The sequence below is a fragment of the Candidatus Saccharimonadales bacterium genome (assembly GCA_036388415.1).
Lineage (GTDB): Bacteria > Patescibacteriota > Saccharimonadia > Saccharimonadales > UBA4665 > UBA4665.
Genome location: DASVRW010000002.1, coordinates 271574 through 295667, shown reverse-complemented (window position 1 = coordinate 295667; position 24094 = coordinate 271574). Strand labels below are relative to the sequence as shown.

Sequence of the window (24094 nt, the reverse complement as noted above, 5' to 3'; positions counted from 1 at the left end):
ATCCGCAGGCAGACCAAGGGGGTCCAACGGTCGCTATTGCAAATAGTATGAGTGCAGTTCGGTATTTCATATAGCCAGTATAGCCGCCATTGAGAATATTCACCTTATGCTGGCCCTCACACAGATCAAGATGGATTTTAATGTTTAGGATATTAACCAGAAACTTGTATAGATATGTGACATACTATAAGTATCCAAGCCAATTGTATTACCGTGGCATATTTATAATTTTGGAAGTAAAGCTTAGGCGCTACTTTTCAGTTTAAATAATGCAGATTTAATGTTTAAGTCTATATTTATAGGGAGCTTATGTCCAAAACTAAACTGATACGATCGAAATGGCGCCAATTCATATTGATATTGCTCATTTTATCAACAACAGCAGCAATTCTGACTTATGCATATCGTCCGTCAGAAGTTATTCCTACAAAAATTGAAACACAATCTATTGATAGCGTTGACGAATTCGCTAAAGAACCTCTATTTAATGGAATTGCTATAGGGAGTAAACTTCCTTATTTAGACAGCAATGCGTTAAACGGTGAATTGAAAGAAATCTCAGATGCAGGTTTTAAGTCTATTAGACTTGATTTAGAGTGGTCTATCGTTCAACCGCAATCTGAAGAACAGTACGATTGGGCTAATTTTGACAAAATTATGGAAGCCATAAGAGCTCACAACTTAAAAGCGAATCTAATATTAGATCGGACTCCGCGTTGGGCGCGAGCCGATAGTTGTGTTGAGTCGCCATTATGTCCACCAGCTGATCCTGAAAAATTTGCATATTTTGCTACGCAGGTATATGAACGCTACGGAAAACAAGTTGAAGCATGGGAAGTATGGAACGAGCCGAATACATATAGTTTTTGGAAACCACAACCTAATGTAAAAGACTATGTTGACCTTTTAAAATATACGTATGTGGCTCTAAAAAAAATCGATCCTAAGACAGTCGTATTACTTGGCGGACTTTCAGGTAGTACGGGTGACGGCAATGCTATGCATGTTGATCCAAGAACATTTCTTGACGGCGTATACAATAATGGTGGTAAGAATTATTTTGACGCAATTGCATATCATCCTTATACAAATTTGCAGTCAATTAAAGTCAATGCAGAGAACAATGGCTGGGCTAAAATAATGAGGCTTCCTAACAATATAGTATCGATAATGGCAAAAAATGATGATGTTGAAAAACCAATCTGGTTAAATGAAATCGGTATCCCCACAAATGGGCCAAAACAAATACGCAATTCGTTCGATGTCCCTTATAACTCATCTTTTGACCATGTCAGCTTAGAGCTGCAAGCGACTTTCGTGCAGCAGATTATTGACGAAGCTAAGGGCACGCCGCAGGTGCACTCAGTATATTGGTACACATTCAAAGACAACTCAACAGTGGCTGATGATAATGATAATTTTTATGGGTTGATGACCAAAGATGGTATCAAAAAGCCTGCATTTCATATCATACAAAATGAAATAAACAAATAAATAAGCTAAGCGGCAATGAGAAACAAACATCCAATAATATCAACAATTATTTTAACTTGGAACAGCCAAGCATTTATTGAGGACTGCATCAATTCTGTAATACAATCTTCGTTAAAATCGGAAATCATTGTTATAGACAATAACTCTAGTGATAACACAAGAACACTTGTTAAATCAAAATTCCAAAATATAGAACTAGTTAATACTGGTAGCAATTTGGGTTATGCGGCAGGTAATAATGTCGGGGTTCGCAAAGTTATTGACCAACAGAATTCAGACTATATATTTATCTTGAATCCTGACGCAATACTAGACGTAAAGTGCCTTGAAGAACTTGTGAAAGTTGCTCTTGCTTCGCCATCGAGTGCCATTCTTTCTCCAAAAATAAAGTATATAGACGGCAATGCTTTATGGTATGCAGGTGCCTACATTGACTGGTCTACAGGAGAGAGCCCACATCGTGGACAAGGCGAGATTGATTCGAGGCAATATGAACAAATTCAGCCAGTAAGTAGAGCGAGCGGTTGCGCAATGCTGATAAGTATCGATGCAATAAAAAAGGTAGGACTTATGGATGAAAGTTTCTTTTTGTATTACGAAGAAACAGATTGGTCTGTTTCTTTCAGTGATATGAAATATGAAATAACATATGTCCCGAAAGCTATATGTCGCCATGCAGTCTCGGCGTCGACAGGTGGCTTTTTTACCCCCAATTATCAATACTATGTAACTAGAAATTCTTTATTATTCCTACATAAACATAAGAATCACGTGAATAAATTCTATTTACTCAGACACTTCATCGCATCATTAAAAAAGATTGTGATGATATTACGTAGTCCCGCACCGGCAAAGATTATGATTGTATTTGCAATTCTTAAAGGTTATGTAGATTATGCTTTTAAAAAATTTGGGCAAAGAGTTTAATGTCTTATTTTTATACCGTAAAGTAGAGTGTCAGCGATCTTATTATATGACTGTAAATATGTTGATAATTATCATTGGTTGAATCATGTTCGGATCATTGACTTAGCTTTATGAACAAATATTTTTGCCAACACTAGTACATCCTCCGGATAAGCCTTTAAAACCGCTAATATAATTCCATACATCAACACTAAAGCGCAAGACATAAGTAGTGCTGTAATAATATTCAGATTAATTACATTGGTAATTAATAGGCCAATGGGGGCGGTTACGGCAATCGAAAATATCGGTTTCCAGATTTTTAAAAAGTTAATTTTAAAACCTGTCTCGTTCTTAAATACGTTATATATTGCTATAAGTGCAATAATTTCGGTAATGAAAGTTGCTGTGGCCGCGCCCGTAATGCCGTAATGTGGTATGAAATATAAATTAAGCATTATATTTATTGCGATAGTCGCAAGCGATACTTTAAGCATTTTAGCTTGTTTATTAATTGACACGGCAGCGAAACCAAATACATAGTTTAAGTAGGAAAATATGCATCCAATTAAAAGTATGCTTAGCGGCTGTGCGGCAGAAATGAATTGAGGACTAGAAATAAAAAGTATAATGTGCGAGCTTATTATCGCTCCAAATACCGTAAGAGGAAGACTAAGAAGTAGCATTAAGTAAAACGCTTTTTCTGTAATCTTGATTAACTTTTTCAAGCTACGAGCTGTTGACATAGTAGGCATAAGAGATAGCATTAGCATACTAGGAATAGACATAGCTATGTCTATAACACCATAGGCGATAAAATATGCACCAACTTCATCAGCCGATCTAAAAATAGAAAGCATCAACGTATCAATTTTATAATATATTACGTTAACGATCTGTATTATTCCAAGTGGTAGTGCCACAATAACAATATTTTTCCATGATCGAATTTCATATCGAAGCTTGATTTTTACCAGTTTTGAAGACCATACAATGCTAACTATAGTGGAAATGATGGCGGCGAATATCGATGCATATATAAATCCATAAAATCCTAATCCTAAAGCACCAACTGCCAATATAGACAGTAAATATGTGAGCTTATTTAACAAGTTTATATATGCAGGGATGTCACTTCTGGTGCGAGAAGTAAATATGGTGGAAGCAGTAGATTGTAAGGCACTAAACAGCAATGTTATTGCCATTAGGGCTATTCCAAATTTTATACTTTCCGTTTTTTCGTTATACAATAAAAAACCTAATACAATAACAATTGGTATGAGTATTATTGAAATCGCTGATCTAAGTGAAAAACTATTACCTAATATCCGCTCGCTATTTTCAGGATGTTTCGAAAGCTCTCTACTAGTAATTGAGCTTAAGCCTAAGTCAGTAAATAACAAAAAGATTGAAACGTAAGAAATAACAACAGCATATTGTCCATATAAGTCTGCGCCCAAAATGTTTGTAGAGTACTTTAGGGTGAAAATCGATAATATTATTATTCCAAACTTGCTTATCAATTGCCCTAATCCGCTCAGAGCAATTTTTTTCCTGAGAATATTTATATCTGAATCACTCATAGAATCTCTCTAAATGCTTCGTATGTTAATTTAGATATATTTTGCCAATTTAGGGATTTACTATATTCGTATCCATTCAATTCAACCACTTTTCGCAGGCTCTGTTGATTTATAGCTATTCGTAAAATTTTCACTAAATCTTCAGCAGTTGAATTAGTGTAAAAAAAAGCAGAATTTTCAGGAAAGTCATGCATTATACCCATTTTCGGTACGACTACTGCTTTTTTAAATGCCATACCTAAAAGTACAGAGCTGCTCGTTGTAATCTTTTTGAAAGGCAAGCAGACTAAGTCGCATGCTGCAAAATATAAACATACATCTTCGTCAGGTATAAACTGATCATAAAATTCGACTCTCAATCCCTCACTTTGCGTACGCAATGAGAGCATGTATTCATTTTCGGTTGCTTTTCCTGCAATAATTAACTTGATATTTGCTGAATTCAAAATCCGAATTGCTTTAATCAATATCTCCAAGCCTTTGTAGGGCCTAACTATGCCAAAAAATAATATAACAATTTCATTTTTTTTGATTAATAATTTCTGTCTGGCAGCATGCACACTATAGGTATTTGTATAAATATTGTCATAACTTCCAATAGGTATCACACGAGTGTTTCTTGTCTCAAAACCTAAGTCAGCCATTTCTTTTAAAATTTGCGATGAATGTACAATAACTAATGTAGAGCGTTTAATAATTCGACGAACTACCTTTGTATCATTTAAAGATTCTTGTTCATGAGGTAAGATATTATGAACCGTCCAAACTATTTTGTATTTTAAAATAGCTAATGCATTAATAAACACGAAGTGATTTAAAGTAGTTATGTATCGATGCATTGGAACTCGATTATCAACAGAGAACGGATATGTCCAGTGTAGGTGAATAGTATTAAATCCAATCATCCGATTATAAATAAGTTGCATGATTAAAGACGGCATAAATATCAATATCGACAGTTTATTAACGGGCCATGTCAAATACTTTTTTGTAATTTTATTTGGCATGTGATTATAGAGTAGTTCTTGATACGGATTTGTGTCCTTCGGTAAAACAAGTATTTTCATGTGCTTATTCATAATTACTTATAAATTCTCGATGTACTAGAAGAGTAAATTAGATTTCGTTTAGTATCGAGACTCTTTAGTGGATATATTAACGATATTGTGTTATTGGACTCAGCGCCATACATAGTACCTCTAATGTTAGTATCGGTTAAAAAGAATACGGTGTCCGAATTGTAGGTTTGGGCATATATATTTTGTGATGTCGTTACATCTTTACCCAATATACGATTTAACTTAACTAACCCATACACGTCAGATACGATTAATTTTGTTTCCAAACCCTCCATTTTTATGAACTCTGATGCTTTTATCTCGCCCTTATGAACAAAGTATTGATCGTATGCTTGGCCACTGCCAGACAGTTGCAATGTAGAATTACCATTTACAATATTTGCTAAAAATCCTACATATGTGAATAAATATGCCAATAAAGATAGATAGACTAGAAACGTAACAAAAACATAGCTATAACGATTTGCTGCTGTCAATAGTAGTGTAAATAACCCGATACCGATTATTGGAATGATTTGTTGGTAAAGTCTTTCGGAATTGTAGTTGAGTGATAGCTGGGGTAATAATATAATAGCCGAAAGCAGTAATATGCTTGCAGAGCTTATGCATATGATATTCAATACAGCTGCACTTTTTCTTTTATTTTTATAAAAAATTATTAAAAAGACTGTACCGATTATTACGCCAAGCTTAAATAGTTGTTTTATTGTATCGGTAAATATACTTATAGATGTTTCTAAGATATTATTATTTTCGGATGAAGATATGTCATCTGAAAGCTTGACCTCATTAGCTACAGATTTTTTTTGTGACTGCGAAAGATACTCACTGTTATAAATATTATTTTTTATATACTCCTGCATTAACTCTTCTGAATTCGGTTCTATATATCCCGGCAAAGCTGCTTGTGCTGATTTACTGCGAGAATTTTCAGGGGATCCTGATAATGAATTTAGCGTTTTAACAAAAGTAGTTTTAAGACTATTTGAGGTATTTGTTAGTTGACCATACCAAAAAAGACTTACTAAAACTAATATAATTATGCACCTTATGCTTATTAATTCCGTATGTGATTTTATAAGGCCAAATAATTTTAATAATTTAAAGATTGCCAATCCTGATATTAGTATTGCAAGAGCAACATAAGCAGTTGAATAATGACTCAGTATCATACCAGTTCCGATAATGAGTTGCAAAGTAAATTTACTGGATGATGAAATTTTTGAGAAACATAGGTAAATTAAAATGAAAAAGAATAAAAACGCAATTTGTTGACGTGCTAGAGCCGGTAATTGCTGCATAAACTGTGCTTGACTAATAAAGAATACACATAAAATGTAGGCGTACGATTGTGATAGAAACTTTTTAGCGAAACTGTATATTACAGGCAATGAGAATGCCGTAATTAAAGGATAATAAACTTTAAATATATAATCACCCGAAACGTGTAAATAGTTGCTTAGAATTGTTGGTAATATATTTAAACTAAGTGAAGCGTTATAAGCGTCACGTAATAGGTTAATGTTCCAAAGTTCACCATTATTTGTAAGGTTGAATACAAACATCTCAGATTGTATATCCCACCCATTTACAAGGTTACCTCTTAAAGAAAACAAATATAATAAGCCTAGCGCAAAACAGTACAAGCTAAATTTATGCGCCCAATCATCAGTTTCCTTTTTGTATATAGAAAAGGAAATGAGTAAGGCAATGTATGGGAAGATAATGGCACTTAATATATTATTAACGTCATTATTCAACAGAATAGAGTTAAAGATACAAAGTGCAATGAAAACAAAATAACCAACACAAAGAACTATGTCAGACTTCCAAATATTTATTTTATTAGGTATATAGACAATTTTTGTCTTTAAAGCAAAAATAAATAATATAGTGGAGGTAACAAGATTGATTAATGAAAAATATGACAGAATCAATGGATGATCTATGGAGAGTATTGTAAAAGCTGTATTTACTGATAATCCTAAAATAATAAGATAAAACACACTGAATGCGATTCTCAGTTGCCACAATATTTCGCGTGGGAATTTAATTAAAAACGAAAAAATATAACCTGTTAATGAAATTAATAGAATAAATAAAATTGGCTTAAATATAGTTGGCAACGATATAAAATTCGGTAGAATATTTGAGATAACTATCAGGAAATATGCTAACCATAAACGTATCCTACGCGCTTCTGTAAACTGACTTACGAAAAGTGACTTACATACTTCACTCATAGCCCCTAATCCATAGACAATATGATGCAGTAGGATTAATAATGGTTTATGCTGAATGTTTTTTAATGCTAATAATAAGATTAGAGCAGGATAGAAAGGAAAGAAAAATGTTAAAGGTAATCCGAGTATGAACGCAGGATAAACAAATATGACAGGGTCGTTTTTCAACATCTTAATGAAGTCAACTTTGTGTTTTATATATAGCTTCGCTCTAGCTTTTCCATATAAAAATTCACGTTTGATTTCTTGTTTACCGTTACCCCAGTCATGCGTAATTGTTGCATTTTTCTGAAATTTGATTTTATAGCCGTAGTTTTTGAGCCTCCAACTGAAGTCTACGTCTGATCCATAGTCGAACTCTTCGTCGAAACCTCCGACTTCTTCATATATCTTTTTTTTAAATGCCAAATTGATGGTGGGGCACTCATTCAAGTATTCGTTGTCTATTTCGGCTCTGTTGTCATGAAGAGTAGTTTGATTTTGTGAAAATGTTGCTCCCGCGACAATAGACTCAGTTCCTTCAATGATTGGCTGCACTAGGTTATTTAACCAATTTTCATTGGGTATACAATTTGCATCAGTAAAAACAATAATTTCACCGGAAGCACACTCAACACCAATATTCCTCTGCTCAGGAATGGTATACTTTTTATCCGTCTTGACTTTAAAATTTATCCATTTGATATCATTAAACTTTTGCCGTATATAATCTAATTTTTTCCCTGAAGCATCGACAACAATAGTCTCGGTTAAAGCCGGACGTTCGATTTCTTGTAATCGATTTAGGGTATTTAAAATACCTTTATCGTTTTTATTAATTATTACGATAGATATTAACGGCTTATCCATGTTTATTTCCCAATGCAAATAACCTAAGCACCTGCATATTCATCGTTAAATGTAACAAGAACTCAAAGTAAGGTATGAGAATATATACAGCCTTTCGGCTTGTTATTGATCTGTAGAGCCACCAAAAATACACTATTTGTGGCGCGAATATTATCGCGATTAGTCCAGTTTTAAAATCGAGTATCATACCTGAAATTATGAATATCAGAACCAGAAAAGGAAATGGCATTACCGGCGGAACCAAATCATGAGATCTGTAAAAGGCATAAGTATGTCTCATACGGTCATACGCTCGCCTTATATACTGGTAGGAACTCATTGTGATCATATGACGCATACGTGACTGAGGAACAAATAAAAATTTTCTGATTGGGTATCGATTTCTTACCCTCATACATATGTCAATATCTTCAGACGCTAACAAATTTTCATTCCAGCCTCCGACTTCTTTCAAAACCGAAGTTTTAAAGACGGAATTAGCACCCATCAATTCCCGTACATACTGACCTTCGATCTGACCTCTTTGCTTTAGTGCATCGGATATAAAGTTTATAATTCTTTCAATCGGAGTTTTTCGTGCATCAAGACTGATTGGCGTTGGCATTCCATATCCTACGGCGTTCAAATAAACGGCTAAAAATGACTTATTCTCAGAATATGATTCTAAATAGCCTCCAGTTCCAATAATATTTTTATTTTCGAAACCACCTATTAATAGCTTGAGCCAATCTTTATCGAGCACACAATCATCGTCAATACTTGCAAAATATTTTGATGAAGACCGCTTGAGCCCGCTATTGCGAGCTGCGCAAACACCTCGATTAACAGAGTGTTTTATAATATCGACATTATACCTTCTAGCAATTGCAAGTGTCGCATCGGTTGATGCATCATCAATTAAAATTATTTGTATTTTATCATTTGGATAGTCAAGCTCAATAACAGAATTAAGAGTCGATTCTAGCTTGTGTTCACCATTATATGTAGGTATGGCGATTGTGACAGTCGGCATTTTTTCTACTATGAAACTAGGTTCTTTAATTTGTGGTAAACTCATATGTGCTGTCCTTTAAACCACTTCTTGAAAAAAATCACTATGCCAGTGACACGACCCATGTAGTAGCAAATAATAAATATTGCATCTGTAAATAAGGATCCAGCGCTTAGTACACATGTTCTTAGCGAAAAATTAAACTTACCACGCAGGTGTAGAAAACTAGCTCCCAATACGCCGAGCAGTGGGATGAGGAATGCAATCCATCTGCCGGCAGTGATAGTGAAGGTGACTGCGACAATGAACGTCATAAATGTCAGGCCAAAAGCGATGTCCGGCAGCCGTATTTCCTTGTATCGGATCAATTGCCGCGTAGCGCCGATTCCGCTCTGGTAGAGCCACTGCATCGATTTCGGAAATGATTTGTGTTCCTGATGTTCAACGGTCAGGCCAGGTACGCATATGGCTGAGTATTGGGTCTTGGAAAGGCTGTGATTAAAGTCGACATCTTCGCCTTCGCGCAACTTAGGATCAAACTGAGCCTCCGCAAAAACCCGTCGTTTATATATGCCATTATTGCCGGTAATGGTCGTACTCCCCATGACAGTTTTTGGCTTTAGCTTAAACCGTCGATAGATAAAGGCCACATCACCATCCGGTACGGCGATACCACCGGCCACATCGTGTGTTTTCATGTAAGGCAGGGTAGATGTCAACCAAGCTTTCGGCATAATAATATCGGCGTCGACCATCACGATATAGTCACCGGTGGATACTTCCACTCCGCGGTACCGTCCGTAGCCACGGCCATGGTTCTTGCCGTCACTGACTAAGCGCACCTTACGTTTTTTTTTGGCGTACGCTCTCACCATCGAGGCTGTTTGATCCTGGGATCCATCGTCAACAACAACGATTTCGTAGCTATTGCCAAGCTCTTGCAAATGCTCGATAGACTGGATGCAATTGATAATGTTTTCAGCTTCATTGTAAGCAATCAATACGAATGAGTATTTCATAATGCATACACCTCTGCCTGCGTCGAAGCTAATGCTCCCCAACCGTAGCCCTCTGCCTTGCCTCTGATGTGTTTCTTACGGGGACTCATCACCCATTCTTGCAGGGACACGGCAAATGTAATCGGCCCTAGCGCTACAACTGAGCCGTTACCACCGTCGGTTATCAAGTCTTTAGCAGCATTGGCCGCAGCATTTGTGGTTACTACGGGGGTACCACATGCTAGAGCCTCTAGTGCTACAATTCCGAAGCCTTCGCGTACTGACGGGAGGCAGAATACCTTGGCGGCCTGCATATAAGCATATACGTCCCTTGATTCGGTGAGGGGTGCCAGTAAGGAAATGTTTTTTATCATTCCTAGCTGCTTAATCTTTTCAGCAATATTATCCTTTTCTATACCGTGTCCGATGATTGTACAGCGAATCTTCGGGTAACTTGCTGCGATAAGGGCAATGGCCTCGACGAGTACGTCGACATTTTTGTCTTTCACCAACCGCCCGGCATACAGTACATCGCAGCGTACCCGAGCCGGTTTGATGTGCGAGATCATATCCAGATCTATGCCGGAGGTTACCAATGCTACGCGTTTTTTGCGGTTCAATTCTGATTTGATGAGTCGCTGCGTATGTGGCGATGCCGCTGTAACCATATATGGCAGATGTATACTTACTCGTTCAATAACGGAAGCTATATTTCCAGCTATGCCCATGTAACGTATCCAATCCTTACGGTTTAGAGCTTCGTGCCAGGTACCATAAAACTGCCGTCGACGACCACGCAGAATGCAGACAAACCAGGCGGCGTAGATAGGAAAGAAAGGCATATGGTCGACATCCAGCACATCAAATTTCACTCGAAATAGTCGCAAGCAAGCCAAGCCAAACAACACACCTTCTTTTATGCTGCGCCGGTCACCACCATCTTTGTACAAGGGGTAGTATTTACTAATTGCGTGTAAATGTACGCCATCTTCTAGACGAGAAGTTTCCGTTGACTTCCACCAGTGCATAGTATAAATATGAACCTCATGGCCCATCGAAGCCAACCGTGTGCTGATTTCGTATAACCGTTTTTCTTTGCCCCCTTTGTTGTATGGATAGATGGAATCGGAGACGTAGACTATTTTCACCCAGCGTCCCCCACGTCCTCATATTGCCGGGCCGGTTGCCACCGTATATTCTTGAAATACATCTGCAATATCCGCCGCCCGTCGTATAGTGGCCGCAAATTCGTCTCCCCGCTCCGCGGTGTATAGCTGATTGGCACGCTGTATATGTCGTGGCCGAGCTTGGCCATCTTCGTGATCATTTCCATCTCTATGGCAAAACCTTCTGATACCAGATGGGGTAGCAGTTCGTCGATGTTTTGCTTTTTCCACGCAAAATAACCAGTAAGTACGTCAGTGACATTTACCCGGTAATACATCCGGACGATGTGCGTAAAGAACCAGTTACCAGCCCGATTGAATGTACGCATTGCGCCGATATGCATCTTGCCACCCAGGCGGGAGCCGATGACAACACTACAAAATTTATTTTCTAGAGGCTCAATCATGCGCTGAATTTCACCGGCGTCATAGGTGTCATCTCCGTCAAGCATCACAACATAATCAGTATCGTCGGACACGGCTTGGAAGCCGGCACGCATTGCATTACCTTTGCCTTTTTTGGGTTCATGTATAACGCGGGCGCCGTGAGACTGGGCAACTTCAGCAGTCTTGTCCGTAGAATTGTTGTCAATAACTATCACATCTACCACGTAATGGTTGTGTGTCAGCTTAACAAGTGGAAGCTTATCCAAAACAGCGCCAATGCCTTTGGCTTCGTTGTAACATGGAATCAAAACGGTCAATTTTTTAGTTTTTCCTCGATACATCATGCCCCTCGTCTCGTCACCCAATAATGTATTGATTCATTGCCGTCATTGTCTGAAACATTTTTGTTAATTGTCGTCACAATTTTGACTCGAGGTCCAAAATCGATAGGGGATATAGTAATTGCAGTTGTCCGCGACCTGTCATGCTCGAGTGCGAATGAGCCGCTGGAAAGGACACGGCGCTGGCTGCTGTCCTCGGATTGCTCCATAACTTCGTATTTGTAGGCGGTTGTGCGGTATTCCAGATTGTGAACAGTAAAGCTATACGATTGCTGCATGTCGGGAGCATAGGTTGTCGGTAATTCGGTATGCTTTTCGTAGTATAACTCAGTTAAGCGTTCCGGCTGTGGCAATAGTTGCCAGGCATTCAGCTGGCGTGTAATGGCGGCAGTATTAAAATAGAGTATCAGCGTGGCGGCGACTAATACAAAGGCTGCAATATAAGCCACGTATTTGTTCCGAATTTTCTCAACCGAAATAGCTTGCACAATACCCTCTAACTCTAACCTAGAATTATGTTACCCTTACTTCTCTGTACTACATTAACATGATATATACCTGGGAATCTAATGTGTTACATAAAAACAAACTAGAGTTTTCCTAATCTGCGCTGCAGAACCAAATCTTTACGTTGTAACAATATAAAACGGCCTACCGCAAGGGCAGGCCGTTTTATATTGGCAGGGGAGACAGGACTTGAACCTGCGACACCTGGTTTTGGAGACCAGTGCTCTACCAACTGAGCTACACCCCTCTATAGTATGGATTTGATATATTTTAGCTGACTGCTCAATAATAAGCTATTCGCGTCGAATTGTCATCTGTCAGTGCTTTGCTTCATCGATGTTATCTGGTATAAATAATAGATACATATGGCAAAAATCAATCCAGTAAAGCCGCTCCTCGTCCACCTCTATGGATATCCCGGTTCGGGCAAGACGTATTTTGCACGCCAATTTTGCGAACACGTGCAGGCTGCGCACGTTCAGGACGATCGCATTCGATTTGAGCTATTTGATGAACCTCGCTATGACAAACAGGAAAATGATGTTATCACCCAACTGATGGATTATATGACTGGCGAATTCCTGAACGCCGGTATCAGCGTCGTCTATGATACGAATGCTATGCGGGCCTCCCAGCGCCACGGACTCCGGGAAATGGCTCGCAAGTCACATGCTCAGCCAGTACTCGTCTGGTTGCAGATTGATGCCGAAGGATCGTATGTCCGTACCACAAAGCGCGATCGCCGCCGCAGTGACGACAAGTATGCCGCCGCCATGGACCATGCAACATTCGATGCCATGGCCAGCCGGATGCAAAATCCGCAAACCATCGAGGATTATATCGTCATTAGCGGCAAGCACGTCTTCAAGACGCAGCTCAGCGCTGTCGTCAAACGATTGCACGAGCTCAACTTGGTTTCACTTGATGATGCGCTGACCCAGATCGTCAAACCGGGCCTGGTCAACTTGATTCCGAATAACACTGCGTCATCCGCCGCCGGCCGTGTCGATATGACGCGCCGCAATATCATGATCCGTTAAGGCCGTGATGAATCGCAGGGCAGATGTTCGCTCGGTTTGCTCACGCAGTTTCGCGGCAGTATAGCTGGCTCGCTGGCAGCAACAACATAATGTAGACGAGGGTAATGGTGGCTATAAAATTCTTTGAGCTGGACGACATTGGCACCGTGCGGGTGAACAAACGCAGCGGTAGCCGGTCGCTACGGATCAGCATCGCAGCAAACGGCGAAGTCCGTGTCACGATACCCAGCTGGACCCCGTATCAAAGCGGCATTGATTTTGCGAAGTCTAGGAAAGACTGGATCCTGAGTAATGCCCCAGCTCGAGAAGTGCCGCTCGCAAGTGGCATGCGGATCGGCAAGGCGCACCGTCTAGTATTTGCTACAGCCACTATCGATGCGCCATCATCGCGTCTTGCTGGCAGTGAAATCCGCATTACCCGGCCACTCGGCATGGCAGCCATGCATCCGGAAGTGCAAAAAGTCGCGCAGAGGGCTTGCATCCGAGCGCTCCGGGCACAGGCCGAGTCACTACTGCCGCAGCGGCTGCGCACCCTAGCCGACAAATTCGGATTCGATTATAACAGCGTCAGCATCAAACGGCTCAAGGGCCGCTGGGGGAGCTGTGACAACAAACAAGATATCGTACTTAATCTATTCCTTATGCAGTTACCCTGGGAGCTGATCGACTACGTACTCATCCATGAACTAGTACATACGAAACATCTCAATCACAGCGATGCCTTCTGGTCAGAGTTCATGCGCCATGATCCACGCGCTAAGCAGCTCCGCAAGGTTATCAAACAACACCAGCCGATCCTACGACCGACTACATAACCGAACAGGCGGTAAAAGCCGGATGGTACCGAACGAGCGCGAGGCAGACAGATCTAATTTTCGCCAAGCAACTGGGTATGGCATAATACGGTTATGCCTGAAAATCAGTCCACAGTAGCCGGTGTAGCCAAAGCGGCAGCCGAATTCGAACATGAACGCCTGCTCAGCTTAATTAACAGTATGGTTGACGGTGTTATTGCCGTAGATGAGCACGCGAAAGTTGATTTATACAATGGGGCCGCACTTAACATCCTTGATTTGAACAGCTCGATGAAAGATAAATCGCTCAGCTCAGTCTGTAAACTGGTAGACGCGGACAATCAACCGGTTGCTATTGCCAGCCTGATACGAAGTGCCAAAACAGCCTTTGTCAGCCGCGATTATTCTATCGGCTATGCCGACGGCAGCAAAGTCAGCTTATACCTGAGTATTGCTCCCGTACACCTTGGGTACGGCAAATCCGGCAAGCAAAGTTACGTTATCGTCCTGCGTGACATCAGCCATGAAAAATCCCTCGAGGAAGAGCGTGACGAGTTTATCAGCGTCGTCAGCCACGAATTACGCACGCCGATCACGATAGCTGAGGGCAACATCAGCAACGCGCAGTATATTGTCGACAAAGCCGGCGGCAGCAAACCTATCAAGGACGCGCTGCACGAAGCTCATCAGCAGACGTTGTTCCTGGCCGACATGATCAACGATCTTTCCACCCTGTCACGGGCAGAACGAGGTGTTTTGACTATTGAGCCAGAGTCGATCAACATGCATGATCTCATCAGCGATCTGGGCCGCGTCTATGGTCCGGAAGCGTCCGCAAAAGGCCTGCGCATTTACATCGAGCTGAGCCCGCACCTTGAGCTACTGATGTCGAGCAAACTGTACGTCCGCGAAGTCATGCAGAACTTCGTAACCAACGCCATCAAATACACCGATGCCGGCCACATCACACTGGCCGCCAAACCACATGATAAGGGCGTTAGCGTCACTATCGAAGATACCGGGATCGGTATCAGCAAAAGCGACCAAGAAAAAATTTATGATAAATTCTTCCGCGCCGAGAATTATCAGACACGCAAAACAGGCGGCACCGGCCTCGGCCTGTACGTCACCATGAAGCTGGCCCGACTGCTCCATGCTGAAATTACGACTAAGAGTGAGCTTGGAAAAGGCTCGAAATTTACCATCTATCTGCCGAACTTACAGTAGCTCAGATCTTTGGCAGCGACGGCACAACGTGCATTACGGGCAGGCAAATATTGCGTTCTTTCCAAATGACCTCAGAAAATTCGTATTTATACATCGAATAATGCAGTAGTCCGATTGCAGTAACTACGGCAGCCGGGAAACTGACAACTTGGCTGAGCCGGGCGCTGCCGTAGGTGAGCTGCAGCACTTGGCGGTAAGCTGCCAGTAGCAAGACGGCAGCTCCAATCCCGGCTAAGACCGCAGCAATTCGCCAAGCTACCGAAAGGTCATGCAACATGACACCACCTAGCATAGCAACGAATGGCGCGGCAACAATGATCGCCGTCAGCAAGCTGACGCTAGCGACCATTTCAGGTCGGCGACGGAGAGCAGGATAGCTCGTTCGAATGCCAGTGCTACGCTGTTCTTGTATTGTTGATTCCCCATAAATGCCGTAGGCAGCGCCGTCAGCAACAAAATCATAACTGTGAGCGGTATTGGCTGCTCGGGCAAAGTAGGATTCTGGTGCAACCATCCGGCTCACGGCCCGGAATCCGCCCCAAGCTTGCAGAGCGTCGGCTCGTATCAGCCAACATGGACTAAAGACTGGCGGACGACTCACCAAACTGCGCGGCACCAGCAGTTCCCAGGCGGCTCGCATCGGTTCAATCAACGAAATTTGACCGGGCGCCAGAGCGTACCTGGGCATAACACTTACCATTGAGCGGTCGCGGGCCGTTGCCATCGCCACCAGCGTGCGCACGGTTGACGGCTCGATACGTACTGAGGTATTACAATAAAATATATATGATCCGCTGGCAGCCCGGGCAAGCACATCGTAGGCCTGATTACGCGCCAGCCAGCCCGGCTTGGGCTCATCACCGGGAATGAACCGGACTCCGGCATGCGCAAAACCGCGGATGATTTCTGCCGTGCGGCGCTGCTGCGAACAATCGTCCAGTACCAGAATTTCCAACTTCGGATAATCGCTCGCTAGTATTGATTCGATACACGCTAGTAAGCTGTCGGTTTCATTACGGGCAGATATAGCCACTGTCACACTCGGTATCGTTGCACTGCTATAATGGCTTGGCTCCGCCAGCTGCGCAGTCCGGTTGACATGTCCCCGGACGGTTATATAGATCGTCACGCTCCCTACCAGCGCCAGGAGCATCGCCATAACGGTCAGTATGACAGCGGGGATAAGCGCTTCAGACAACACGTACAGGAGCGACATTGTACCGATTTGCCCAGCCGCCAACCATATCGTCGTCAGACTGCAGACACGACGCAGGTACACCGGATGCATGCGGGCTGTTACAATCCGCAGTACATTAAATATTCGGTACAACGTCAGTATCGCAAATATGACACTCCATCCGGATGGATAGTTCCAGACGAGATATGCACTGCTGGCAAGCAAGAGTCCGATTATTACTGCAGCAATAAAGCGCTTAGCAAATAAGTGGGACACATGTACAAACGGCAGACAAACTTCGAGTAACAAACTCATCACGAAGAATACAAGCACAAGCATCATGGTTCTACTATAGCATTCGTTGGCCGTACTGCGGCGTCCGCTGTTCAGGGCGATAAGCTGCACGAGAGGGCATATTGACGACGGCCCACCTATGGCGTATGCTTGACATAGCACGTGAGAAACCTACTATGTCAATAGTAGGCTTTTTAATGTCAAACAAGTAACAGCACAGCAATCAGCAAAGGTGAGTAATGGCCGACGACAAACCAGTAGTACCTGAAGGTGAAGTAGTAGACAATACCGATAAGAAACCAGCTAAGCGCCGCTTGCGTACCAATAGCGAAACAGTCCGGCAGCGAACCGAAAAATTCCAGCAGCAGCAAAAGAACGAAGCTGCACCAAAATCCAGTTTCTTCGGATCGTTCATGCGTGGATTTATCTGGCCACTGCGCCAGCTTGGACGCCTTGTCGGCAAGTTAGGCCGCTACCGTGTCTTTAGAATTATCGGCCGCATACTGCTTCCAAAGTATCTGCGGAACAGCTGGCGTGAACTGCGCATGGTGACCTGGCCCAATTGGCGTACCAGCTGGAAACTGACTTACGCCGTTATCGTCTTCTCGATCGTATTCGGCGTCATCGTCGCACTGGTAGATTTTGTACTTGATAAACTATTTAAGGAGTTAATAATAAAGTGATGTCTATATCTAAACGATACGATACAACTAAGCAATGGTACGCCATTCATACTTACAGCGGCTACGAAGAAAAGGTCGCTGAATCTATCCGCCAGCGAGCTGACAGCCTCGATATGAAGGATAAGATCTATCAGGTTCTGGTACCCAAAGAAAAAATGATTGAAATCAAAAACGGCAAACGCCGCGTTGTCGAAAAGCGTATCTTCCAAGGCTATGTCATCGTCCAAATGAAAATGAGCGAAGATGCCTGGTACATCGTACGTAATACACCATCAGTCACTGGTTTCGTTGGCTCCGGCACTGATCCGACACCGCTCGGCAATGACGAGATCGAAAAAATCCAGAAGCGCATGGGCCTCGAACAGCCGAAACACAAGATAGACTACAAGCTTGGGGACGTCGTATCTATTACCGACGGTCCATTCAAGGGCTTCGACGGCGCAATCAACGAAATTGATCCGCAAAAAGGCAAACTCAAAGTCCTCGTCAACATGTTCGGCCGTGAAACTCCTGTAGAGCTCGACTCATTGCAGGTCAAGCGAGTTTAGTACAGTATCAGGCACACTCAAAACGTTGCAGTATCTATTGACATGAGCAGTATTACACCCTGTGTCAATAGCCTAGACTTATACGCTTATATCTGGTACAATCACATCTGTTACGCACATATGTACACTACTCATTCCAATCACGGACGGTAGGAGAGTTAGTAAGGATCGCTTCAATACTTCCTGAAATCTCGACAAATTCTAAAGGAGAATACAATATGGCAGAAAAACCAGTCCGCGCTCATCTAAAGATGAAGATCCCGGCCGGCCGTGCCAGCGCAGCGCCACCAGTTGGTAGCACGCTCGGACAATACGGTGTTAACATGATGGATTTTATTAATCCATTCAACGATATGACTCGAGATATGCAGGGCGCTACCGTCACCGCACATATCACTGTATACACCGATAAAACTATGAAATTCCGCGTCGTTGGCGCGCCAACTGATGACCGCATCCGCGCCGAGCTCGGTATCCAAAAGGGTTCCGGCAAACCGAATACTGAAAAGATCAGCAAAAAACTGTCACAGGCTCAACTGACGAAAATCGCGACCGAAAAAGCCCACGACATGAACACCGACGACGTCGAAGCCGTCAAAAAGATGGTCGCCGGCACCGCCCGCAGCATGGGCGTTGAAGTCGAGGGGTAAAATGAGCGAACCTTTCCCAGAGCCACAACAGCCCGAGATTGAAGCTGTTATTGATCAGGCAGAAATCATAACAGATAATGCCGCATTTCTAGGAGCTATAGCACAGCAGATTACTCCAGGATCAATCTTGCAAGCATTATCTGATATGCACACTAAAAAGACTACATAATTAATTTGTGGGAGGCTTCTGGCATAAACCAGAGCCGTTACCACCACGAAGGAGACATACACATGGCAAAAGCCAACAAAGATAACGCAGCCGATATTGCAGCTGACCAGCCGATTGAAGAAGTCATTGCAGACCAAATTACTGACGCTGAAGCAGTAGAAGTCGTCGAAGAAAAGAATGAAACCAAGACCAAGAAAGCGACCGCTAAAGCTGGCAAGCGCAGCGAAAAAGCGCTTGAAGAAGCTGAAGCCAAAGCTGCCAAGGAAGCCCGCAAAGAAGAAAAAGCCGAGCAAGAAGCCGAAGACGCTGACAAGCCAAAGCAGCACCACAATCCGACTCGCACACGTCTGCAGCGCCAGGGTAAAAACTTCCGTAAGGCCGCCGAGCAAATTGAGAAGGGCAAGGTATATCCTTTGTCAGAAGCACTTGCACTCGCTGCACAGACTAACCCAGTCAAATTCGACGCAACCGTCGAGCTGCATATCAACCTGAACGTCGATCCCCGACACGCTGATCAGAACATCCGTGACAATTTCGTATTGCCACAGGGTACTGGCCGCACTATACGTGTTGCCGTCTTTGCTGATGTTGATGATGCCGCCAAAGCCTCGGCTGCCGGTGCTGATATCGCCGGTATCGACGAAGTGACGAAATTACTCGAAAAAGGCTCAATGGACTTCGACACGCTGATCGCTACCCCCTCACAGATGGCGAAGCTCGGTAAATACGCTCGCACCCTCGGCCCACGCGGCTTAATGCCGAACCCGAAAAGTGGTACCGTCACGACTGACGTAGCCAAAGCCGTCAAAGAAGCCAAAGCCGGACGGGTCGAATACCGCGTCGACAGCACCGGTATCGTCCACCTCGGCATCGGCAAAGTCAGCTTCGGTGCAGACCGCCTGGCCGAGAATGCTGCCGCTGCGCTGGCATCGATCAAAGGCAACAAGCCGGGCAGCGTCAAAAGCAATTATGTCCGCGCCATCCACCTGACGACTTCAATGGGCCCATCCATTAAAGTCGAAACCAGCAGCGCAAACTAATCAGACCATGGAGACATCTCCTCAACCGTACGGTCGCTTGATCATGTTTGATGGTCCTGATGGCGTTGGGAAGACCAGACAAGTCGAGTTGGCCGCTGACCGACTCACCAAACAAGGTGAGTCGGTTTACGTTACGCGCGCGCATGGCGGCACACCAGTCGGAGAAAAACTGCGATTGGTGTCGCTATCTGATACGCCGCGGCGTCCGTTGACTGACTTACTACTATCCCGAACGATCCATGCTGAGTTAGCATACGAACTACACATAAAGCGAAGCTTAGGAACAACCTGTCTAGTGGATCGAAGCCCGGCATCAATGCTGGCGTATCAAGTATATGGCAGCGGCCTTGACGCGGATATTGCTTACCCTGTCATCAATAATGATATGCAATACTTCGATCCTACACTGCTGCTTATATACACTGCGGACCTAGCAGTCTTAGAATCACGAAGAAGACATCGCGGGGGTGCGGGCGACTATTTCGAAGATAAACCTGCTGATTACCACAATCGTGTGATCGCAGGTTATGCGGAGGCCGCACAATTGTATGGAGGAATCATTATTGATGCTAGTGGTTCAATTGAGTCAGTCCATGAACAAACTATGGAAATAATCCACACAGCCGGCGTTTAGTCCCGTTAAACATAAACATAATGACAGATGTTTGCGTAAATTTCACATTACTATTCTGCGACGTCCTATTGCTGTTCGGCTATTGATCAGTCTACAATAGCAGTAACTGTGGAGGAGCAGCATTTTGGGAGTTTACAGCAATACTGACATTACGCAGGCAATGGCCGATGGCCATATCGTCTGCCATCCGTTCGATCCGAAACACGTCAGCCATGCGAGTCTCGACGTCACGCTCGGCTACCATTATTACCGTATCGAGCGTATGCAGGAGCGGACAATTTATAATCCGTTCGATCAGGAAGATGTCGAACGCTATTTTGACGGACCGTACAAAGCCATGCCGCACGGCGAATGGTGCAAACTGAACGGTATCAGCCCGCTCAAAAATATACCGCTCGAACATCCTGTCATCGCACTCAAGCCGCAGGAGCGGATTCTGGCACATACGCATGAATTCTTCGGCATTAAACCACCTGGCGCCTACGAAGTAAAATCGCGTTCCAGCTGGGGCCGCAATGGCGTAGCCGTATGTTTTGACGCTGGCTGGGTTGACCCCGGTTACATCAACCGTCTGACGCTCGAAATTTATAATCTTAATGAGAGAGAAACAGTGCTCCTGCCGGTTGGCGAACGCATCGCCCAAGCAGTTTTCCACACGACAGGCGAAGTCCAAGGGTCGTACGGCGAAGGCCGTGATGCCGGCTTTAGCGGCAAATACCAGCAAGGTAGTGACCTTGAAACGATTATCAAAACCTGGTCACCGGATATGATGTTACCGAAAGCCTATAAAGACGTGCGAATTATGCCAACTGTTGTTGAAGGGCTGTTTTATGAATGATGCGGCTACGCCAAACAAACGCGGCCGCTACATTGTTCTTGAAGGCCCGGAGGGCGTTGGCAAAACTACTCAAATCCTGGAGCTATCCAGAAGGCTGCAGATCGCTGGTCTGCCTGTTCGCGTACTGCGTGAGCCAGACAGCCAAAGCGACCTGACGGCTCGGGCAATTCGCCAGCTGACGCAGGATCCGCGCTACCCAATGAACACTCGCACTGAAGTACTTCTCTATAATGCTGCCCGCGCGCAGTCACTACAGATTATCAAAAACAGTGTCGATCAGGGTTTGATCTGTATTGTTGATCGTAATTATCTCACCACGCTGGCAATACAGTATTATGGACGTGGCGACGTACCCGATTATCACACCATCAATAACATTATCAATTTTGCTGTCGACGGCATGGAACCCGACCTGTGTATCGTTATGGATGCTCCGGCAGAGGTTCTGCATGCCCGGGCCCAGGGCAGGGGCAACGGAGAACGGTTTGATAATCTAGATCTCGGATTCTTGGAACGCGTCCGGACTGGTTACCTATGGGAAGCTAAGCAACGTAATCTACCGGTTATCGACGCTCAGGGCACGTCTGAGGTAATATCGGAAACCATCTGGCGCCTCGTCGCCAATTCGCTTGCCAAGCACACTGCGCCTGCCCCATCAGTAGCGGCCGTTGCTCCAAGTGCATCTGCATCTGTTTCGGCTCAGCCTGACCCAGCCACAGCAGCACCGACCAGTACAGGGGATACTGCAGCACGTGATATACCGCCAAAAAATGACGAAACTACAGATTATATTGTCGAAAAGAACACCACCAATGAGCAATCAATAGCGACAGATACACCATTAGTATCAAAAAACGCTAATGGCAGCTATACGGTAACGCCCGACGGAGATGCGTGGTTAGACCAGATGCTTACCAATGTCGACGGACCCGTCTACGCCACGAAATCGCAGCTGAGCAGCCTGACAGCTGCAGCTGCGATGGCACGCTTGTCCCGGCGCGGCGATGATATGCGGGTTATACTACTCGATGAATTTGCCGGTAAAATGGACAAAGACGATAAACTGATCCAGCGCGTCATTACTGCATACGGGGATGATTCAGTGCAGCAGCTTGTTGGCCAGCATTTGGTGGTTGAAAATGCATCAAATATCCTGACTAAAAAATTGCAATGGGGACGCCTCGGCGCCTATCTGGAGCAATCGACGCGTTATATATATTACGATCATAAAACGAGAGATGGTAGCTATAAATATTTCGTGCCCGAAACACTGAGTGAGCAGATACGCAGTGACTACATACTACATATGGATGCCATTTTCGACCTATACTCTAGCATGGTTCATACACTGACCGATTATGTCCGTAGCCATTCTGACACGCCGGAAGCCGATCGGGATATGGCTTGGAACGGTGCGACGCGCGCCCAGGCCTGTGACGCCGTCCGGTCGGTATTACCAGTCGCGACGACATCAACTGTCGGGATATACGCTTCCGGCCAAGCGCTCGAGAGCCTGATTATGCATTTGCAGAGTGACCCATTTGCAGAAGCCCGTAGTACTGGTCAGAAAATTCTCGATGAAGCCCGCAAAGTTATTCCGTCATTTCTAGAACGAGCCGACCTGCCTGACCGCGGGGGAGCTACCATTGCGTACCGGGCAACGACAGCTGACGCTGTTGCCGATCTCGCTACCGCATACTTATCAGGTCAACACGCTGACGGCAATCCGGCTGCTGTCCAGCTGACTGACGTCTGGCCACGAAACGAAGTCGACATTGTGGCCGACATGCTCTACGAGCACAGCCACCTTCCGCTGAGTGACATCAAAAAAACTGTTGCCAGTTGGCCGTACGAACAAAAGATCAAAGTCATGCATACCTATTTTGGCGAACGACTTAATCGCCGGCACAAACCCGGCAGAGCTCTCGAAAAGATACATTACAGCTGGGATCTGGTCTGCGATTATGGTATTTTCCGGGATTTGCAGCGGCACCGTATGGTTGACGATCTGGAATGGCAGGAACTGACGCCGCGCTATGGCTTTGAAACGCCATCTTTGATCGAGCAAGCAGACCTGGTAGACGATTTTGAGCAATGCTTTGAAATTAGCCTGAAACTGCACAGTATGCTGCAAGCCGCTGGCCATAACCTTGAAGCCCAATATGCTACGCTTCTCGGGCACAAAATGCGTTGGAAAGTTACCTACAATGCCCGCGAAGCCTTCCATCTGCATGAACTACGTACCAGTCCGCAGGGACATCCTGGCTACCGAAAACTCGTCCAGGAAATGCACGCCAAAGTCGCGGAGATACATCCCGTGATCGCCGAAGCCATGAAATTCGTCAATCAAGGCGAAGACGAAGCGCTAACGCGGCTGGCCGCCGAGCGGTATACGCAGTTCAAGCTGCAACAGCTCGATTAGTCAAAATTTTTAGACCTAAAAGCAATATTCACGT

The 24094-nt window shown here is 44.0% G+C and carries 22 protein-coding genes and 1 tRNA gene; 13 read left to right on the top strand and 10 right to left on the bottom strand.

Going from position 1 to position 24094, the window contains the following annotated elements; all coding sequences use genetic code 11:
- The first annotated feature begins 309 nt into the window (after positions 1–309).
- Positions 310–1494, top strand: coding sequence for a hypothetical protein (locus VF575_01670; GenBank protein ID HEX8182291.1), 1185 nt, complete (start codon positions 310–312; stop codon positions 1492–1494).
- A gap of 15 nt (positions 1495–1509) precedes the next feature.
- Positions 1510–2421 carry a glycosyltransferase family 2 protein gene (locus tag VF575_01665; protein ID HEX8182290.1) on the top strand — a complete coding sequence of 304 codons (912 nt, stop codon included), beginning with the start codon at positions 1510–1512 and terminating at the stop codon, positions 2419–2421.
- An 83-nt stretch (positions 2422–2504) separates the two neighbouring features.
- On the opposite strand, the gene VF575_01660 is transcribed toward VF575_01665, so the two are convergent.
- From VF575_01660 to VF575_01620, 9 genes are all read right to left on the bottom strand, one after another.
- Positions 2505–3983 (bottom strand): flippase, encoded by a 1479-nt coding sequence (locus VF575_01660; protein HEX8182289.1) that lies wholly within the window; start codon positions 3981–3983, stop codon positions 2505–2507.
- The gene (locus VF575_01655) at positions 3980–4789 is read right to left on the bottom strand and encodes a glycosyltransferase (protein ID HEX8182288.1); all 810 of its coding nucleotides are present in this window, start codon (positions 4787–4789) and stop codon (positions 3980–3982) included. Before VF575_01655 ends, VF575_01660 begins: the two co-directional genes overlap by 4 nt.
- A gap of 275 nt (positions 4790–5064) precedes the next feature.
- Positions 5065–8154: a glycosyltransferase gene (locus VF575_01650; GenBank protein HEX8182287.1), complete on the bottom strand. Its 3090-nt coding sequence runs from the start codon at positions 8152–8154 to the stop codon at positions 5065–5067.
- Positions 8147–9211, bottom strand: coding sequence for a glycosyltransferase family 2 protein (locus VF575_01645; protein ID HEX8182286.1), 1065 nt, complete (start codon positions 9209–9211; stop codon positions 8147–8149). Before VF575_01645 ends, VF575_01650 begins: the two co-directional genes overlap by 8 nt.
- Positions 9208–10164 carry a glycosyltransferase family 2 protein gene (locus VF575_01640; protein HEX8182285.1) on the bottom strand — a complete coding sequence of 319 codons (957 nt, stop codon included), beginning with the start codon at positions 10162–10164 and terminating at the stop codon, positions 9208–9210. The genes VF575_01645 and VF575_01640 overlap by 4 nt, the downstream gene beginning before the upstream one ends.
- On the bottom strand, positions 10161–11291 hold the full coding sequence (locus tag VF575_01635; GenBank protein ID HEX8182284.1) for a glycosyltransferase: 1131 nt from the start codon (positions 11289–11291) through the stop codon (positions 10161–10163). Before VF575_01635 ends, VF575_01640 begins: the two co-directional genes overlap by 4 nt.
- The gene (locus tag VF575_01630; protein ID HEX8182283.1) at positions 11288–12040 is read right to left on the bottom strand and encodes a glycosyltransferase family 2 protein; all 753 of its coding nucleotides are present in this window, start codon (positions 12038–12040) and stop codon (positions 11288–11290) included. Before VF575_01630 ends, VF575_01635 begins: the two co-directional genes overlap by 4 nt.
- Positions 12037–12525, bottom strand: a complete 489-nt coding sequence (locus tag VF575_01625; GenBank protein HEX8182282.1) for a DUF1616 domain-containing protein — start codon at positions 12523–12525, stop codon at positions 12037–12039. Before VF575_01625 ends, VF575_01630 begins: the two co-directional genes overlap by 4 nt.
- A 190-nt stretch (positions 12526–12715) precedes the next feature.
- A tRNA-Trp gene (locus VF575_01620) sits at positions 12716–12791 on the bottom strand.
- A 118-nt stretch (positions 12792–12909) separates the two neighbouring features.
- On the opposite strand from VF575_01620, the gene VF575_01615 reads away from it, so the two are divergent.
- The 3 genes from VF575_01615 (at position 12910) to VF575_01605 (ending at position 15605) form a co-directional block, all read left to right on the top strand.
- The gene (locus VF575_01615; GenBank protein HEX8182281.1) at positions 12910–13584 is read left to right on the top strand and encodes an ATP-binding protein; all 675 of its coding nucleotides are present in this window, start codon (positions 12910–12912) and stop codon (positions 13582–13584) included.
- Between the two features lie 104 nt (positions 13585–13688).
- Positions 13689–14399: a SprT family zinc-dependent metalloprotease gene (locus VF575_01610; GenBank protein ID HEX8182280.1), complete on the top strand. Its 711-nt coding sequence runs from the start codon at positions 13689–13691 to the stop codon at positions 14397–14399.
- A gap of 93 nt (positions 14400–14492) precedes the next feature.
- Positions 14493–15605, top strand: coding sequence for an ATP-binding protein (locus tag VF575_01605; GenBank protein ID HEX8182279.1), 1113 nt, complete (start codon positions 14493–14495; stop codon positions 15603–15605).
- A 1-nt stretch (position 15606) separates the two neighbouring features.
- Here VF575_01605 and VF575_01600 read toward each other — a convergent pair whose 3' ends face one another.
- A complete protein-coding gene (locus tag VF575_01600) occupies positions 15607–17238 on the bottom strand; it encodes a glycosyltransferase family 2 protein (GenBank protein ID HEX8182278.1) in 1632 nt (543 codons plus the stop codon).
- 77 nt (positions 17239–17315) lie between these two features.
- Between VF575_01600 and secE the strand changes: the two genes are divergently transcribed.
- The 8 genes from secE (at position 17316) to tmk (ending at position 24060) form a co-directional block, all read left to right on the top strand.
- Positions 17316–17759, top strand: a complete 444-nt coding sequence (gene secE / locus VF575_01595) for a preprotein translocase subunit SecE (protein ID HEX8182277.1) — start codon at positions 17316–17318, stop codon at positions 17757–17759.
- A complete protein-coding gene (nusG, locus tag VF575_01590) occupies positions 17759–18307 on the top strand; it encodes a transcription termination/antitermination protein NusG (GenBank protein HEX8182276.1) in 549 nt (182 codons plus the stop codon). The genes secE and nusG overlap by 1 nt, the downstream gene beginning before the upstream one ends.
- Positions 18308–18525: 218 nt before the next feature.
- Positions 18526–18957: a 50S ribosomal protein L11 gene (rplK, locus tag VF575_01585; protein ID HEX8182275.1), complete on the top strand. Its 432-nt coding sequence runs from the start codon at positions 18526–18528 to the stop codon at positions 18955–18957.
- A gap of 1 nt (position 18958) precedes the next feature.
- Positions 18959–19126, top strand: coding sequence for a hypothetical protein (locus VF575_01580; protein HEX8182274.1), 168 nt, complete (start codon positions 18959–18961; stop codon positions 19124–19126).
- A gap of 62 nt (positions 19127–19188) precedes the next feature.
- Complete coding sequence (gene rplA / locus VF575_01575) at positions 19189–20166, top strand: 50S ribosomal protein L1 (protein HEX8182273.1); 978 nt, start codon at positions 19189–19191, stop codon at positions 20164–20166.
- Positions 20167–20173: 7 nt separating this feature from the next.
- Positions 20174–20800 carry a hypothetical protein gene (locus VF575_01570; GenBank protein ID HEX8182272.1) on the top strand — a complete coding sequence of 209 codons (627 nt, stop codon included), beginning with the start codon at positions 20174–20176 and terminating at the stop codon, positions 20798–20800.
- A gap of 124 nt (positions 20801–20924) precedes the next feature.
- Positions 20925–21638, top strand: coding sequence for a deoxycytidine triphosphate deaminase (locus VF575_01565; protein ID HEX8182271.1), 714 nt, complete (start codon positions 20925–20927; stop codon positions 21636–21638).
- Entirely contained in the window at positions 21631–24060 is a 2430-nt protein-coding gene (gene tmk, locus VF575_01560; protein HEX8182270.1) for a dTMP kinase, read from the top strand. The genes VF575_01565 and tmk overlap by 8 nt, the downstream gene beginning before the upstream one ends.
- Positions 24061–24094: the final 34 nt, after the last annotated feature.

What these genes read in the sequence shown, in the direction of transcription:
- VF575_01650 (HEX8182287.1), bottom strand. Translation starts at nt 8,154, where the DNA reads ATGGATAAGCCGTTAATATCTATCGTAATAATTAATAAAAACGATAAA.
- VF575_01610 (HEX8182280.1), top strand. Translation starts at nt 13,689, where the DNA reads ATGGTGGCTATAAAATTCTTTGAGCTGGACGACATTGGCACCGTGCGG.
- VF575_01570 (HEX8182272.1), top strand. Translation starts at nt 20,174, where the DNA reads ATGGAGACATCTCCTCAACCGTACGGTCGCTTGATCATGTTTGATGGT.
- nusG (HEX8182276.1), top strand. Translation starts at nt 17,759, where the DNA reads ATGTCTATATCTAAACGATACGATACAACTAAGCAATGGTACGCCATT.
- VF575_01645 (HEX8182286.1), bottom strand. Translation starts at nt 9,211, where the DNA reads ATGAGTTTACCACAAATTAAAGAACCTAGTTTCATAGTAGAAAAAATG.
- VF575_01665 (HEX8182290.1), top strand. Translation starts at nt 1,510, where the DNA reads ATGAGAAACAAACATCCAATAATATCAACAATTATTTTAACTTGGAAC.
- VF575_01605 (HEX8182279.1), top strand. Translation starts at nt 14,493, where the DNA reads ATGCCTGAAAATCAGTCCACAGTAGCCGGTGTAGCCAAAGCGGCAGCC.
- rplK (HEX8182275.1), top strand. Translation starts at nt 18,526, where the DNA reads ATGGCAGAAAAACCAGTCCGCGCTCATCTAAAGATGAAGATCCCGGCC.
- rplA (HEX8182273.1), top strand. Translation starts at nt 19,189, where the DNA reads ATGGCAAAAGCCAACAAAGATAACGCAGCCGATATTGCAGCTGACCAG.
- VF575_01640 (HEX8182285.1), bottom strand. Translation starts at nt 10,164, where the DNA reads ATGAAATACTCATTCGTATTGATTGCTTACAATGAAGCTGAAAACATT.
- secE (HEX8182277.1), top strand. Translation starts at nt 17,316, where the DNA reads ATGGCCGACGACAAACCAGTAGTACCTGAAGGTGAAGTAGTAGACAAT.
- VF575_01670 (HEX8182291.1), top strand. Translation starts at nt 310, where the DNA reads ATGTCCAAAACTAAACTGATACGATCGAAATGGCGCCAATTCATATTG.
- tmk (HEX8182270.1), top strand. Translation starts at nt 21,631, where the DNA reads ATGAATGATGCGGCTACGCCAAACAAACGCGGCCGCTACATTGTTCTT.
- VF575_01660 (HEX8182289.1), bottom strand. Translation starts at nt 3,983, where the DNA reads ATGAGTGATTCAGATATAAATATTCTCAGGAAAAAAATTGCTCTGAGC.
- VF575_01580 (HEX8182274.1), top strand. Translation starts at nt 18,959, where the DNA reads ATGAGCGAACCTTTCCCAGAGCCACAACAGCCCGAGATTGAAGCTGTT.
- VF575_01630 (HEX8182283.1), bottom strand. Translation starts at nt 12,040, where the DNA reads ATGATGTATCGAGGAAAAACTAAAAAATTGACCGTTTTGATTCCATGT.
- VF575_01615 (HEX8182281.1), top strand. Translation starts at nt 12,910, where the DNA reads ATGGCAAAAATCAATCCAGTAAAGCCGCTCCTCGTCCACCTCTATGGA.